At 61.1% G+C, this 15,249-nt stretch carries 10 protein-coding genes; 7 read left to right on the forward strand and 3 right to left on the reverse strand.

Annotated features, from left to right (window positions below; translation table 11 throughout):
• Positions 1-13: 13 nt before the first annotated feature.
• A complete protein-coding gene (locus ACSSNI_RS21560; protein WP_200639570.1) occupies positions 14-2,590 on the reverse strand; it encodes a bifunctional diguanylate cyclase/phosphodiesterase in 2,577 nt (858 codons plus the stop codon).
• A 208-nt stretch (positions 2,591-2,798) separates the two neighbouring features.
• Between ACSSNI_RS21560 and ACSSNI_RS21565 the strand changes: the two genes are divergently transcribed.
• The 4 genes from ACSSNI_RS21565 to ACSSNI_RS21580 all read left to right on the forward strand — a co-directional run bounded on the left by ACSSNI_RS21565 (position 2,799) and on the right by ACSSNI_RS21580 (position 9,569).
• A complete protein-coding gene (locus ACSSNI_RS21565) occupies positions 2,799-3,638 on the forward strand; it encodes an AraC family transcriptional regulator (protein ID WP_200639571.1) in 840 nt (279 codons plus the stop codon).
• Positions 3,639-3,742: 104 nt separating this feature from the next.
• A complete protein-coding gene (locus tag ACSSNI_RS21570) occupies positions 3,743-4,336 on the forward strand; it encodes a LysE family translocator (RefSeq protein ID WP_200639572.1) in 594 nt (197 codons plus the stop codon).
• A 226-nt stretch (positions 4,337-4,562) separates the two neighbouring features.
• Positions 4,563-6,227 (forward strand): phosphoglucomutase (alpha-D-glucose-1,6-bisphosphate-dependent), encoded by a 1,665-nt coding sequence (pgm, locus tag ACSSNI_RS21575; RefSeq protein WP_200639573.1) that lies wholly within the window; start codon positions 4,563-4,565, stop codon positions 6,225-6,227.
• A gap of 459 nt (positions 6,228-6,686) precedes the next feature.
• Complete coding sequence (locus tag ACSSNI_RS21580; protein ID WP_200639788.1) at positions 6,687-9,569, forward strand: PAS domain-containing hybrid sensor histidine kinase/response regulator; 2,883 nt, start codon at positions 6,687-6,689, stop codon at positions 9,567-9,569.
• A 57-nt stretch (positions 9,570-9,626) separates the two neighbouring features.
• On the opposite strand, the gene ACSSNI_RS21585 is transcribed toward ACSSNI_RS21580, so the two are convergent.
• On the reverse strand, positions 9,627-10,031 hold the full coding sequence (locus ACSSNI_RS21585; RefSeq protein ID WP_200639574.1) for a RidA family protein: 405 nt from the start codon (positions 10,029-10,031) through the stop codon (positions 9,627-9,629).
• A gap of 121 nt (positions 10,032-10,152) precedes the next feature.
• On the opposite strand from ACSSNI_RS21585, the gene ACSSNI_RS21590 reads away from it, so the two are divergent.
• The 3 genes from ACSSNI_RS21590 to ACSSNI_RS21600 all read left to right on the forward strand — a co-directional run bounded on the left by ACSSNI_RS21590 (position 10,153) and on the right by ACSSNI_RS21600 (position 13,536).
• Complete coding sequence (locus ACSSNI_RS21590) at positions 10,153-11,079, forward strand: LysR family transcriptional regulator (RefSeq protein ID WP_200639575.1); 927 nt, start codon at positions 10,153-10,155, stop codon at positions 11,077-11,079.
• Positions 11,080-11,142: 63 nt separating this feature from the next.
• Positions 11,143-12,210: a M28 family peptidase gene (locus tag ACSSNI_RS21595; protein ID WP_200639576.1), complete on the forward strand. Its 1,068-nt coding sequence runs from the start codon at positions 11,143-11,145 to the stop codon at positions 12,208-12,210.
• A 555-nt stretch (positions 12,211-12,765) separates the two neighbouring features.
• The gene (locus tag ACSSNI_RS21600) at positions 12,766-13,536 is read left to right on the forward strand and encodes a 3-hydroxybutyrate dehydrogenase (RefSeq protein ID WP_200639577.1); all 771 of its coding nucleotides are present in this window, start codon (positions 12,766-12,768) and stop codon (positions 13,534-13,536) included.
• A gap of 202 nt (positions 13,537-13,738) precedes the next feature.
• Here ACSSNI_RS21600 and ACSSNI_RS21605 read toward each other — a convergent pair whose 3' ends face one another.
• Entirely contained in the window at positions 13,739-15,229 is a 1,491-nt protein-coding gene (locus tag ACSSNI_RS21605; protein ID WP_102835079.1) for a sigma-54 interaction domain-containing protein, read from the reverse strand.
• Between the last annotated feature and the right edge of the window lie 20 nt (positions 15,230-15,249).

Below are 15,249 nucleotides of genomic sequence, written 5' to 3' on the forward strand. Positions count from 1 at the left end.
GCTTGATCGCCGTTTAGCACCCGCCGACCTCGACGACATGCTCCACCCGCGCATCCGCCAGGACCTGCTGGAACAGCAGCGGTGACATGGGGCGACCGAGATAGAAGCCCTGCGCCTGGTCACACGCAAGCTCGGTCAGCTTTCCAAGCTGTGCAACTGTCTCGATACCTTCGGCGGTAACGGTCAGCGAGAGGGCGTGACCCATGCTGACAATGGCGTGGACGATTGCTTCGCTGCTTTGTGACTGGTCAAGTCCGGAGATGAAGCTGCGGTCGATCTTGATGCCGTCGAACGGATAGCTGCGAAGGTAGCTCAGGGACGAATAGCCAGTGCCAAAGTCATCCATGGACAGGCGAGTTCCCAGCGCCTTGAGCGCGTTCATGGTCGTCAGCGCCGAGGCGGCATCTTCGAGCATGACGCTTTCGGTGATTTCCAGCTCAAGGCGCTGCGGCGCAATGCCCGTGCTCTTGAGAACGGTTGCGATACGGTCGACTAGATCACTGCGCTGAAACTCAACCGGAGACAGGTTCACCGAAACCATCAGCTCGTCGCCCCAGCTTAGGGCGTTAAGGCAGGCTTCACGCAGCACCCAGTCGCTGAGCTCCACTATCAAGCCGGTTTCCTCGGCCAAGGGTATGAAACAGGCCGGGCTGAGCAGGTCGCGGATTGGATGCTGCCAGCGCACGAGGGCCTCGGCACCGACGATGGTTTGCGAAGACGCATCGTAGCGCGGCTGGAAATCGAGGCGGAACTCATGGCGGCGCAACGCCTGCCGCATGTCCATTTCGAGTTGGCGACGCTCCATGATGCGCTCGTTCATCGCCGGCTCGTAAAACCGGAACAGGTTACGGCCGCTGGACTTGGCTTCGTACAGCGCGATGTCGGCATAGCGCAGCAGGTCCTCCGCGGTCAGCCCGTCGAAGGGCGCCGAAACGATACCGATGCTGGCGCCTACGCTGACGTCGTTGGTTCCGATTCGTATAGGTTGGTTGATCTGCTCGATCAGCCGCAGGCATAGGCGCTCTGCCTGCTCCTGGGTGCGGCAGTCGGTGGCCACAACGATGAACTCGTCGCCGCCAAGCCTTGCTACCAGGTCTGTCTCCCGTGTGCCGCCGGTGAGCGCTTTGGCCACTTCGCGAAGCACCACATCGCCCGCAGCGTGACCAAAGGTGTCGTTGACAGGCTTGAAGCGGTCCAGATCCAGAGCGAGAAGAAACACGGGGTGGTCACCACTCAGGCCTTCGCTCAAGCGGGTGTTGAGAAAATTGTTCAGACGGTGACGATTGGCCAGTCCCGTTAGGGCATCGTGCTGGCTGATGTGCTCGATGTGCGCTTTGGCTTCGATTTCCTCGGTGATGTCGCAGACAGTGCCCTGATAACCCTGCAACTGTTCTGCAACCCGCACGGCGCGGGCGGAGAGCTGGCAATAGCGTGGGCTCTGGTGGTCGTCGCGCATTTCACATGGAATGGGTCTGCGACCGGCAGCGACGCCGCCTTCGGCAATGGCTGCCATCAGCTGTTTGTCGTACGCCAGCAACTCGGTGAGCGGACGCCCTATCCAGGCGTGGCAGGCTAGCCCCGTGACCTGCGTGAAACGCTCGGACAGAAACGTCAGCCGCTGTTCTGAATCGGTTTCCCAGATCCAATCCGAGGACGCCTCCGAAATATTCTTGAAGCGCTGCTCGCTGACCCGTAACGCTTGCTGAGAGGTATCGATCATATCCGCTGCATGGATAACGCGCCGACGCAGCCAGAACATCAGCATGGCGACCAGTGTTCCGAGCAGCGACCACATCGGCAGGAATGTCTCCAGCACCGACCTGCCCAGCGCCTCGCTTTGCCATTGCAAAGTGGTCGCCATGCCGATGCTTTCTTGCAGCGTCAGCATGGGTCTCGAGCCGTCGGGAACGGTGCCGACGGTAGCGGTGAGGCCGATCAGGTCGAACGCTTCGTCCATCACTTTCAGTTTTGGGCCGGTCAGCACGTCGACATAGACGAGATAGGACAGGTTGTCGAAATCGTCGTAAGAGCTGTCTGGCCGTATCACAGCGGCTGACACAACCGCCGGCATTCCTGTGACTGAAAAGTAGACCTGCGTGACACCGTCTTCGGCAGACCGGCTGCGGGCGCTGGCCAACAGCGCGGGCAGGTCGCCGGCTATCCAGTCGTGCGCTTCGACGTCGCTCAACTCGCCATCGACGATGGCATAGCGGGTCGATGCGTCGGGACCCAGAACGAAAACGCCGTCCAGGCCGTACTTCGAAAACAGCGACGGGCCGATGTTATCGCCTTCGAACGCCCAGCCTACATCCACTTCGTCGCTCATATGCTTGTAGGCGTCGTTCCAGAAAGCGTAGTCGGCCAGCGCGGTGCCGATCTTGTCTCGCCGGCTCTCCATTGCCTTGGCTGCGTCTGTTTCGCTGTGCTGTACCTGTTGTTCGTCCAACTCCATGCACAGATAGACCAGCGCCAGGGCGACGGTGATGAAAAGCGCAGCGACCACATAGATAAAGCCGATCGACGCCCGGCGGGTCATGGCGGTGTAGCCCGCGGCTTCGTTGGGGATGCTAGTTGCGATGGGACGTATCATCGATATGGCCGGGCTCGAGTGAGTTGCGCTGAGAACGCTTGCACGGTCTGTATCGGCTGAAGCCCGTCTTGCCGCTGTGCTGGTCGGCAGATTCCGACCGATGGCGCGAGGCACGATTCCTATCGCTGCACAAACGTTCTAGCTCGCCTGCTCCTCCGCGAGTCGATAATCTCCGTTGGATACGCGGTGGCCAGAAGCCGGGGGCGACATGAATGACAGCAGCTGGATCGACCTGAAGTTGGATGCCGAAACAGGCATCGAGACCATCCGCGCGCATTTCGAAGGCCATGCCTACGATCCGCATTGGCATGACAGCTACCTCATCGGCTTCACGGAGCAAGGCGTTCAGCAGTTCCACTGCCGTAGGGCCCTGCACAGCAGCATTGTAGGTCAGGCGTTTCTGCTGGAGCCGGGCGAGATCCACGATGGCCGTGCGCCGACTCCCGGCGGCTTCACCTACTCGACCTTCTACCTGCAGCCCCATTGGCTGGAGGCCCAGCTGCGCGGGCTGTTCGAAGACGCACCGAGCGATTGCCTGCCCAGTTTCAAGGAAACCCTTGCCGATGAGCCGGGCCTGGTGAAGCACATCGCCTACGCATTTCAGGCCGTTCACCTCAACGAGATACGCATCGTGCGCCATGCCGCACTCGACGGTCTGCTGGATGTGCTGTCGAGGCGGATGCACTGGCGCAAGCGTCTGGAGACTTCCGCGCCGCTGCCGGCAGTTGCGGTCAGGACCAGGGACTACCTCCATGCCCATCTTGACCAGGACATCGGCCTCGACGAGCTTGCAGCCGTAGCCGGGGTAGACCGCTTCCGCTTGACCCGTGCGTTCAAGGCTTCCTTCGGACTGGCACCCCACGCCTATCTCGTTCAGCTCCGGCTAAGCGCCGCTCGCAAGCTGCTGCGGCAGGGTTTGGCACCCGCTAACGTCGCTATGGAGCTGGGCTTCGCGGACCAGAGCCACCTCGGACGGTGGTTTCGACGCACTTACGGGCTTAGTCCAGCGGCGTATCGAAAAAGCTGCTCAAACCTTCCAGACTGCTGAATCGAACAGACACAAAGTGGCAGGACCGAAACTGGAGACCTGCCCATGCCTTCCGCCGATTTACATTCATTTATCGCCACCCGAACCGTTGTCAGGGTGCAGCGATGAACCAGCTTCTTCCGTTTGTACTCTTCACCTTTGTCGCTTCGATCACCCCTGGGCCCACCAACATGCTCGTGCTCAGCAGCAGCGCCCGTTTCGGTTGGCGCGCCGCTCTCCCTCTGCTGACGGGCGCCTGCCTAAGCGCCGCGCTGATCGTCATGCTGGTCGGCCTGGGGTTGGGCGAAGTTCTGATGCGGCTACCAGCTGTGCAACATGCGATGGCCTGGTTGGGCGTTGGCTGGATCACGCTGTTGGCCTGGAAACTCTGGCGCAGCGCCGATGAGCCCTTGGACACAGACTCGGCAGGCATACGCATCGGGGCATGGGGCGGGGCGGCTTTGCAGCTGATAAACCCGAAGACGTGGATGATGGCACTTGCGGTAGTCAGCGTATTCGCGGGCGCTGACGCAGGTCTGGCAGGATACGCGGTCTACGCGCTCGTCTTTCTTGGCATAGCGATGCCTTGCCTGATCGGGTGGGCCGCGCTCGGCCGTGGGGCGGCCAAACTGCTGCGCTCCAGAGCGTCGCTGCGGCGTTTCAATCAGGCCATGGCGCTGCTGCTGCTTGTCTCGGCATGGAGCAGCCTGCTGATGTAAGGCGCTTTCTCGCGGCTGCGTTTAGCGCGCTACGCCTGGTTCGCAAAGGCAACTATCATGCGCCGACGGGACGCTTGCACTTTCATCGCGACGGCTGGGGAACCAAAGCCGGATCTATGAGGGTCGAAGCGCCTAGACAATGACCACCACCGGTCGTGGTTTTCGATTGCCTCCCGTGCGGCGCTGTTGCCTGAGGCGACCTACTTACCCTTCAAAGGAACGATAGATGAGCATCGACCTCAACGCAGGACGCCTCCCGGAAGAACATTCGCTAACCAACATTCCGCGCCTGATCTCGCGCTACTACAGCGAGCGACCAGATCCGTCCGATCCAGCGCAGCAGGTTTCTTTCGGCACCTCCGGGCATCGCGGCTCCTCGCTGAAGGCGAGCTTCAACGAGTGGCACATCCTGGCGACCACCCAGGCGATCTGTGACTATCGCCGGGAGCAGGGCATAAATGGCCCGATCTTCGTGGGCATGGACACCCATGCGTTGTCCGAGCCGGCATTCGTCTCCGCGCTGGAAGTACTGGCCGCCAATGGCGTCGAGACGCGCATCGACGCCGGCTGCAGCGAAACCAATGGCGAGCCGGGCTATACGCCGACGCCTGCTATTTCCAACGCCATTCTCGAGTACAACGTCGGTCGCAGCAGCGGCCTGGCTGACGGCATTGTCATCACGCCGTCGCACAATCCGCCCGCTGACGGCGGCTTCAAATACAACCCCACCAACGGCGGCCCGGCCGATACCGGCGTGACCAAGTGGATCCAGGAGCGTGCCAATGCGCTGCTGGTCGCCGGGCTCAAGGGCGTCCAGCGAATGGATTACGCCCAGGCGCTCAAGGCGCCCACTACTCAGCGCTTCGATTTCATCGACAGCTATGTAAGCGGCCTGGAGCAGGTGATCGATCTCGAAGCGATCCGTAATTCCGGGCTGAAGTTTGGCGTCGATCCGCTGGGCGGGGCTGGTGTGCACTACTGGACGCGCATTGCCGAGCGCTACAGCCTGCCGCTTGAAGTGCTCTCGACCCGCGTGGATCCCACCTTCCGCTTCATGCGCCTGGACTGGGACGGCAAGATCCGTATGGACTGCAGTTCACCGCATGCCATGGCTGGTCTGATCGAGAACAAGGACCGCTTCGACGTCTCCTTTGCCTGCGACACCGACCACGACCGCCACGGTATCGTCGCGCGCTCGGTGGGTCTGTTGAACCCCAATCACTACCTGTCGGTTGCCATCGAATACCTGTTCACCCATCGCCCCGAGTGGAGCGCCACTGCCGGCATCGGCAAGACGTTGGTGTCGTCTTCGATGATCGACCGCGTCGCCAAAGGCATCGACCGCAAGGTCGTCGAGGTGCCGGTGGGCTTCAAGTGGTTCGTCGACGGTTTGATGGACGGCAGCCTGGGCTTCGGTGGTGAAGAATCCGCTGGCGCGTCTTTCCTGCGCAAGCAGGGTGGCGCCTGGTCAACGGACAAGGATGGCCTGATCCTCGGCCTGCTGGCGGCAGAGATCACCGCAGTGACCGGCAAGGACCCAGGCGAGCGCTATCAGGCGCTGACCGAACGTTTCGGCGCTCCGGTCTATCAGCGTATCGATGCTCCTGCCAACCGTGAGCAGAAGGCCAAACTCGGCAAGCTCTCGGCGTCTCAGGTCACGGCGGGCGAACTGGCGGGTCAGCCAATTACCCAGATCCTTACCGAAGCTCCAGGCAACGGCGCCGCCATTGGCGGCCTCAAGGTGGTAACCGACAACGGCTGGTTTGCCGCGCGGCCGTCCGGTACCGAGGACGTCTACAAAATCTATGCGGAGAGTTTCGAGGGCGACGCTCACCTCAAGCGCATTCAGGACGAGGCCAAGGCGCTTGTCGACAACGTGCTCGCAGAATAAAAGTTTCTGCACTGCTTGGGCGGCAAGGTGTTGCAGGTTGGTTTGAACGGAGCAGGCGTTTGTTTGGTGCAACTCAAACGTCAGCTCCTGGCAGCGGAGCCGTTTACTCTCGGCGCGACCTGAAGCACACACCTCAGCTGGGGCACGATTCCCAGCTGAGGGTGTGAACGCGTTCGGTGTAATGGCGGTGGATGCAATCAGGTTGTCGTGCGGCCTGACGTCCATTTGGGCTCGCTCCGCCAAAGCCGGGGTGATTGTGCTTGTGTCGTATGAAGGCTGAATAAGGCCAACAGGTCATCTAGCCAGCAGGTCGCGGAGATTGGCCGCCGCCGTCATCAGAGAGAAAGGTATCGCTTGAAAGACCATACCCGAGAGGCGCTTGAGGCAGAGATAAAGCAGGCAGGAACCAATGCTGAGCAGCAGACGTGCCCCGATCTCCCGCAGCCGGCTGCCGGAATGATGACTCAGGCGACAAGCGCGGACGGTCCGGCGCATGTGCAGGGACCTGCCGGGGAAACTGCTACCAGTTCGGGCGCGCGTGTCAGTACCGACGCACGCCGACTTGCGGTGTTCCACAACCTCGACGAGCTGGCGATTATCCTGACCGACCCGGCCGGTGTCGTTACCGACTGGAATGCGGGCGCCGAGCGGGTGATGGGGTGGCGCGCGGAAGAAATGATCGGCCAGAGCATCGAACGTATCTTTACGGCCGCCGATCGAGCCACGCATCGGGCCAAACAGGAAATGGACGATGCCCTCCACCAGGGTCGCATGACCCATGAACGTTGGCATCTGCACAAGGATGGTCAGCAGTACTGGATGTCGGAGGCAATGTCGCCGCTGTATGCCGATGATCGAAGCCACATCGGCTACATGAAAGTGCTCCAGGACCGAACCAGCGAACAACTGGCGGGCCGTGCTATCGAGGAATCCCAACAGCGCTATCGCCTGGCTGCAGAAGCTACCAATGACGCCATCTGGGATTGGGATCTGAGCAGCAACCAAGTGCTTTGGAACGAAGCGTTGGAACAGGCGTATGGCTACTCGCTAGCGGACGTCGACAATGCGGCAGAGTGGTGGATCGGCCGCATCCACCCCGACGACCGCACACGGATTCATTCATCGATCTACGCCGTTATCGATGGAAACGGGGCCACATGGACAGATGAGTACCGCTTTCTACGTCAGGACGGCACATACGCCGAGGTAATCGACCGCGGCCAGGTCATTCGCAACGCTGCAGGTCGGGCGGTTCGCATGATTGGGGCGATGCTTGATCTGACGCGCCTGCGCGCCGTGGAAATAGCGTTACGTCAGAGTGAGGAGCGTTTCAGGACCATTCTGGAAACGATCGAAGCAGCGTTCGCGATTGTTCAGGTCAAATTCGATGCCAATGATCAGCCCGTGGATTACATGTTCGTGGAGGCCAACCCAGCCTTCGAACGGCAGGCTGGCGTCGATCTGAGAGGCAAATGGGTTACTGAATTCGCCCCGGAGCTGGAGCAGTTCTGGTTTGAAACCTACGGCCATGTTGCCAAAACCGGTGAACCGGCCAGTTTCGAGAATTATGCGGAAGCATTCGAGCGTTGGTTCGATGTCAGGGCGGTTCGGGTCGGAGACCCCGCCGAGCGCCAGATCGCGATTCTATTCAGCGATGTCACGCAAAGGCGAGCTGCCGAAGAGCGTCTGCGCATCAGTGAAGCGCTGGCGCGAGAAAACATTCAGCGCGTTCAGCTTGCCCTGGCGGCGGGCGCGATCATCGGCACCTGGAACTGGCATCTGCCGAACGACCGGTTCACGGTCGATGAAGGCTTTGCCCGTGCCTTCGGCCTCGACCCGGCTTTAGGTCGTGAAGGTCTGAGCCTTGCGCAGGTCATCGCCACTGTGCACGCCGAGGACCGGGAAGGACTGCAGGCTGCCATTGCGGAAGCAATTTCCCGCGGCGGTGCCTATGCCCACCAATACCGGGTACGGCGTGCTGACGGCAGGTACTACTGGATAGAGGCGAATGGACGTGTCGATCATGCCCTGGACGGTACCCCTCAAAATTTCCCGGGCGTTCTGATCGATGTCGAGCACAAGCGGTCGATCGAGGCAGAGCGCGACCGGGCAACCGCAGCACTGAGAACGCTCAATGACACGTTGGAACAACGTGTGGCCGACCGGACTGCAGCACTGATGCAGGCTGAAGACAAGCTGCGACAGGCGCAGAAGATGGAAGCAGTCGGACAGCTCACTGGCGGGCTCGCCCATGACTTCAACAACCTGCTCGCGGGTATCTCGGGTGCATTGGAGCTGATGAGCCTGCGTTTGTCCCAAGGCCGTCTGGACGATATCGACCGATACCTGGCGACCGCCCAGGGCGCTGCAAAACGCGCAGCCAGTGTGACCCACCGGCTTCTGGCGTTTTCACGGAGGCAGACGCTCGATCCACGGCCGATCGACGCAAATCTGCTGGTGGAGGGCATGACAGAGCTGATTCAGCGCACGGTCGGCCCTGGCATCCAGGTCAACACTGTCAGTGCAGATGACCTGTGGTCGGCGTCCGTCGACGCCAGCCAGCTTGAGAGTGCCATCCTCAACCTGTGCCTCAATTCACGCGATGCCATGCCGGACGGCGGACGGATCACCATCGAGACGGCCAACAGATGGCTCGAGGGCGAATCGGCCCGTGCCTACAATGTTCCTGAAGGCCAATATCTGTCATTGAGCGTTACCGACACCGGAACGGGCATGACGCCTGCAGTGATTACCAAGGCCTTCGAACCCTTTTTCACGACCAAGCCGATCGGTCAGGGTACAGGCCTGGGACTGTCGATGATCTATGGCTTCGCCAATCAGTCTGGTGGTCAGGTTCGTATTGATTCAGAGGTCGGGCGCGGTACCCGGGTGTCGCTGTTCCTGCCGCGCTATAGAGGCGACGTGACCGAGCCCCTAGTTGCCCCGGCGTGCACTGATAGTGTCCTCGGCGAAGCCAGGGGGACCATTCTGATTGTCGATGACGAACCCACCGTGCGCTTGTTTCTCATGGATGTACTGGGCGAACTTGGCTATACGCTGATTGAAGCGGCCGACAGCATCGGCGGCCTCAAGGTGCTGCAATCGGACGTCAACATCGATCTGCTCATCACCGACGTCGGCTTGCCCGGCGGCATGAATGGACGGCAGATGGCCGATGCGGGCCGGGAAGTCCGTGCCGATCTGAAAACTTTGTTCATCACCGGTTACGCAGAGAGCGCAGCCCTTGGGTATCAAACGCTTGGGCCAGGGATGCAGGTGCTGACGAAGCCGTTCGCTATCGACACGCTTACCACCAGGGTTCAGGGGCTGATGACTCGGTAGCCTGTCGGGCAGGAGCACCGTTAGCGATGGCGGCTTGCGCCTGTCTGAAGGCTGACGTCAGTGGGTAGATGACTCGGGCAGCTTCGCGATCACCTTGATTTCGAACTGAAACCCATAAAGCCAGGTCACGCCAACGGCCGTCACGGTAGGGTGCGGCGCGCTGCCCCAATATTCCGGCACAACGCTCCAGACTCGCTCGAAAATGGCCTGTGGGTCGACCATAAAGACGGTCACGTCAACCACATCGTCAAACGTGCAACTGGCAGCCTTGAGCACCGCGTTCAGGTTCTCAAAGGCGAGTCTTACCTGAGCTTCAAGTTCGGGTTCCGGCGATCCGTCCTCGCGGCTGCCGACCTGGCCCGATACGAACAGCATTCCATTGGATCGAACGGCCGGCGAGTAACGGTTCTGCTCATAAAGTGCTTGTCGCCCAGCAGGGAAAACCACGTCACGTGTGTTCATAAGAGCCTCTTGCGTCGGTTGATCTCGATGGAGACTGTAGAGCTGCCCGTTGCAGGGATAAACTCGCCAGCCTGTTCAGCACTGTTCTCAAACTCCAAACAATCTCAGCACCGGAGCCGACATGGACCGCTTTGTCGCGATGCAGGCCTTTGCTCGAGTGGTCGAAACCGGCAGCTTCACCAAAGCTGCCGACACACTGCACCTGAGTAAAACTAGCGTGACCCAACTGGTGCAACAGCTCGAAGCGCGGCTGCGCGTAAAGCTGCTCAACCGAACGACACGCAAAGTCAATGTCACCGCCGATGGTGCCGCGTATTACGAGCGCGTGGTGCGGTTATTGGCGGATCTGGATGATGCCGAAACCAGCCTGTCCAGTGCGTCGACATCGCCGCGTGGTCGTCTCAGGGTGGACGTGCCCAGCCCGTTTGCGCGTTCCATCCTGATACCGGCGCTTCCCACCTTTCATGCGAGGTATCCGGAAATTCAGCTGGACCTGGGTGTCAGCGACCGGATGGTGGATCTGATCGACGAGAACGTCGATTGCGTGGTGCGCGGGGGGGAACTCACCGACCTGTCACTCATGGCTCGACACATTGGTGACCTCCAGCTGGGGGTCTATGCCGCACCCAGCTACCTCGAGCGAGCAGGAACGCCGTCCCATCCACGTGAGCTGGAGGACACGCATCACCGCATCGTGGGCTTTTTGTGGGCGCGCACCGGGAAGGTCTTTCCCTACGCCATGCATCGCGACGGCGAACGCGTCAGCGTCATGGGTCGTTACGTGCTTTCTGTGGACGACGGCAACGCCTATCTGGCTGCCGGCCTGGCGGGATTGGGTGTGTTATGGCTGCCTGACTACCTGTCCCACGCTCATCTGGAAAATGGCGACTTGGTGCCATTGTTTGAAGACTGGCGCCTTGAGCCGATGCCGCTGTATGTCGCCTTCCCACCGAACCGGCACGTCAGCCTGAAGGTGCGCGTCTTCATCGACTGGATCGCTGAGCTGATGGCTCAGCAAGCGCCGGTTGCGCGTCGGGAGCGCGCGTAACCACTGTCGCACCCTGCGGATGCCTTGCTGTCACACCGAGGAGTAGACAGAACAGGAGGGTGCATGTCGGTCGAGGCGGATTTTTCACTGCTTGAATCACTGTTGCTAGCCCGCGGGCCTGGCGGCCAGGAAGAGGAAGTCCGGGCGGTGTGCCGCGCGGAGCTTGAAGCGAGCTGCGATGAGGTCTGGGTCGATGCAGCGAACAACCTGATCGGGGTGATCCGTGCTGCAAACGTGGCGCGAGAAACGGCGCAGTCACGAGCGATTCGGGTCATGGCACATCAGGATGAGATCGCGATGGTGGTCAAACGCATCGGCGACGATGGGCGGCTTCACGTCGTTGCGCTGGGTGGGGCCTTTCCGGTGAACTTCGGGATGTGTCCGGTCGATGTGATGGGCGAATCGCAGAATCTGGCGGGGGTGCTGTCGTTTGGCACCATGCACGGGACAGCCGAATCGACCCAGTCGATGGATATCCTCAGCGGCAATGTGCAGTGGCGCGATGTACACGTCATCACCCGGCGAACCAGAGACGAGCTGGCGCAAATGGGCGTAAGACCGGGCACTCGGGTCGTTCTGAGTCAACATTGGCGTCGACCATTCCGCGTACACGACGCCATTGCCGGCCACTTCCTCGATGACCGCGCGCCGGTGGTTGCCGTTCTGCGTGCAGCCGAGGCGCTGGCTGAGCGCAAGGGCGAGCTCGAACAGGACCTGTATTTCGTGTTGACCACCAACGAAGAGGAAACCAACTCGGGCGCGCAGTACGCGGCGCGAACACTGCCGGGCGTGGTGTGCATCGCGATTGAAGTGGGACCCATCGCGCAAGAGTACGGCACGCGGTTGTGCGCGGACCCGATCATCCTGACCGGGGACGAGAAGGGCCTGTACACCAAGTCCGTCTCCGATGATCTGTTGGGCGCGGCCATCCGCTGTGGCTACACCCCTCAACCGGCGCTGATGCCCGGCTTTGCCTCCGATGCCAGCGCAGTGCTCAGCTCGGGCTCTTCGCCTCAAGCCGGTTGCCTGGCTATTCCAACGGAAAATACGCACGGCTACGAGTTGATTACCGATGACGGCATGCACGCCTGTGCGCGCACGCTCATCGAGTACCTACTAAATGCAGCGTAAACAGGCTGGCCGCAGCTGGCCGGATTCTCGCCGTCACAGGCGCAACTGAGCCAAGGCGAAGCAGCAAACACGGGTGCTCTGCTTGTCTCAGGCTCTATCAGACCAAGCACCTCACCCCTTCGGCGTCATTGAACGCAAGGGCGTCCAGCCAATCGGACACTGGCGTTGCGCTATGTATGCCAGGGTACGCATGTACAGATTCCTAGACATCGGGTCGGCTGTCGTTGAGTCACGTAACCTTTTAAAAAGCCCTGCAACGTGGCGATTTCAGGGACGCCTGAGGCTTTTATAGCTCATCCAACCTATTGGCACGGCTTTCGCTCCATTGTCTGGGTCTTGCCTGTTCGCTCGGTACCTTTCAGCGAACCGGACCGCCAAATGTGGCGCCAGAACAATAAGGAATCTTGCAATGAAGCCCCGTCCCGAATCTGCTGACGCGTCAGTTTGCTTTGTGTCGTCTGTCTCCGTCTTACCCTTAATGGCCCATGCTGTGTATTGCACGCGCGGTATGTCCCGCGCCGCCATAGGTGACGCTGTGCGCCTGCGGAGGCCAGTATGAAACTCAACGGCCGATCGGCTCTCGTAACTGGCTCGACCAGCGGAATAGGGCTCGGCATCGCGTGCAAGCTGGCGGAGGCGGGCGCGAATGTGATGCTCAATGGTTTTGGCGATGTCGATGCCGCCGTTGCGCAAGTATCAGCGTATGGCACCCGCGTCCTGCATCACCCAGCTGACGTGTCGGACGCCGATCAGATTGCGGAAATGGTCGCCGAGACCGAGCGCGAATTCGGCACCCTGGACGTGCTGGTGAACAACGCGGGTATCCAGCACGTTGCGCCGATCGAGAGCTTTCCGGCAGAGCGTTGGAACAGCATCATCGCCATCAATCTGTCTTCGGCCTTTCACACCATCCGCCTGGCCTTGCCCGGAATGCGGCAGCGCAACTGGGGGCGGATCATCAACGTTTCCTCGGCCCACGGGCTGGTGGCTTCGGCTCAGAAGTCTGCCTACGTGGCGGCCAAGCACGGCTTGGTCGGATTGACCAAAAGTGTCGCGCTGGAAACCGCCACTACCGGAATAACCTGCAACGCCATCTGCCCGGGTTGGGTGCTGACGCCTCTGGTGCAGCAGCAGATCGACAGCATTGCCAAAACCCATGGCGACCCCAAGCGTGCAACGCGTGAGTTGTTGATGGAGAAACAGCCGTCACTGGACTTCGTGACGCCGGAGCAACTCGGTGAATTGACGCTGTTCCTGTGTAGCGATGCAGCCATTCAGGTGCGTGGTGTCGCCTGGAACATGGATGGCGGCTGGGTCGCGCAGTAGCTGCCTGAAAAAACCATGGTGCAGCGGTACGGTTCCAACCGGTTCCGCTGAGCTGCCGCAGGGTGCGGACGGAGAGACGCGATCACTCACACCCTGCGGCAAGTTTTCTGGACGGCTTGGGACGAAGCAGCCGACCGCGTGCAGCGGCGCGTTGACCTGTTCACGAGTTCGTGGCGTATCTCGATGATCTTGCGGCGTGACTTCAGCGCTCGCTCAAGCCATGCAACTGAAGCTTTGAGTACAGGCTTGCTCTGGAGATGCCCAGCTCGACCGCTGCGCGGCGGCGGTTGCCTTTGCAGGCGAGCAGGGCGGTCTGCAAGGCGCGGCGTTCAGCCTGGGCGATGCTCTCTGCGAGGAGTTGCAGGGGGGCGTTGGGTTCCGGAGTGGGTTCAGCAAGCATCGGCTCACTGGGGGTGAAGGCAGCCTGCGGCGCGGCGGCAGTCTTCGCGCCCAACAGCGGCAGGAAATGGCGCGCTTCCAGCGGTGTGCCATCCGCGCTCAGCTGTGCGCGTTCCAGCAGGTTGCCCAATTCGCGCACGTTGCCGCGCCAGGGCTGGTTACAGAGCAATGCAATGGCACTCGGTGCAAGTTCCATTGGTGCTTGTCCGGAGCGGTTGGCAATGTCATCGAGCAGATGTTCGATCACGGCCGGTATGTCAGCGGCACGGTCGCGCAACGGCGGCACCTGCAGCGCCAGCACGTTGAGCCGATAGTAGAGGTCATCGCGAAACTCGCCGGCGGCGACCTTGGCTTCCAGATCGATATGCGTGGCGGCGATCACCCGCACGTTCAGTGGCTTGACCTGGTTGGAGCCCAGCGGCTCGATTTCCTGCTCCTGCAGCACCCGCAACAGCTTGGCTTGCAGGGCCAACGGCAGATCGCCGATTTCGTCGAGAAAAAGCGTGCCGCCGTTGGCCACTTCGAACTTGCCGATGCGCGCCTTGCGATCTGCACCAGTAAAGGCGCCAGGCGCGGTGCCGAACAGCTCGGCTTCGACCAGCGTCTCGGGAATTGCCGCGACGTTGACGGCAACGAAAGGCCCATTGGCGCGCGGCGACAGGTTATGAATGCCCTGAGCCAGCAGCTCCTTGCCGGTGCCGGTCTCGCCGCGGATCAGCACGGTGGCGTCCAGCTGTGCGGCGCGACGAGCCTGACGTTTAACTTCACTGGCGGCCGGACTGGTGCCGATAAAGCCTGCAATGGTGTAGCGCGCCCGGCGAGCCTTGGCCAGTTCGTTCTGGGTCGCGACCAGCTGCGTCTGCAGCGTGGTGAACTTGGACATCAAGGGCTTCAGGTGCCGGGCTCGGTCGAATAGCACGAAACCCAGGGCGCCGACCAGGGTGCCGTCCTCGTCACGAAGCGGGATTCGCGTCACGACAAAATGCTCGCTGCCGAAGGCCATCAGATCGAGCATGCTCGGCTGGCCGCTCTCCACCACTTCGCGCAAGCGGCTGGCGGGCAGCACTTCTTCGATTTCCTTGCCGAGAACACTGCGCGGGTCGCTGATGCCTATCTTTTCCGCGTATTTGTCATTGATCCAGACGATACGCGCCTGGCGATTGACCGCGATGGTGCCTTCGCACTGGGCATTGAGGTGGTCGAACAGCAGCGGCATGGCCACCGCCCGGAAGCGTTCGGGAGATACGCCGATGGTCAGGCCGTTGAGGTCAAGGTCGTTGCGGGCGATTGCCATGGGTTCGAGCTGTCCGGTGA

Source organism: Stutzerimonas tianxiuensis, assembly GCF_053470365.1.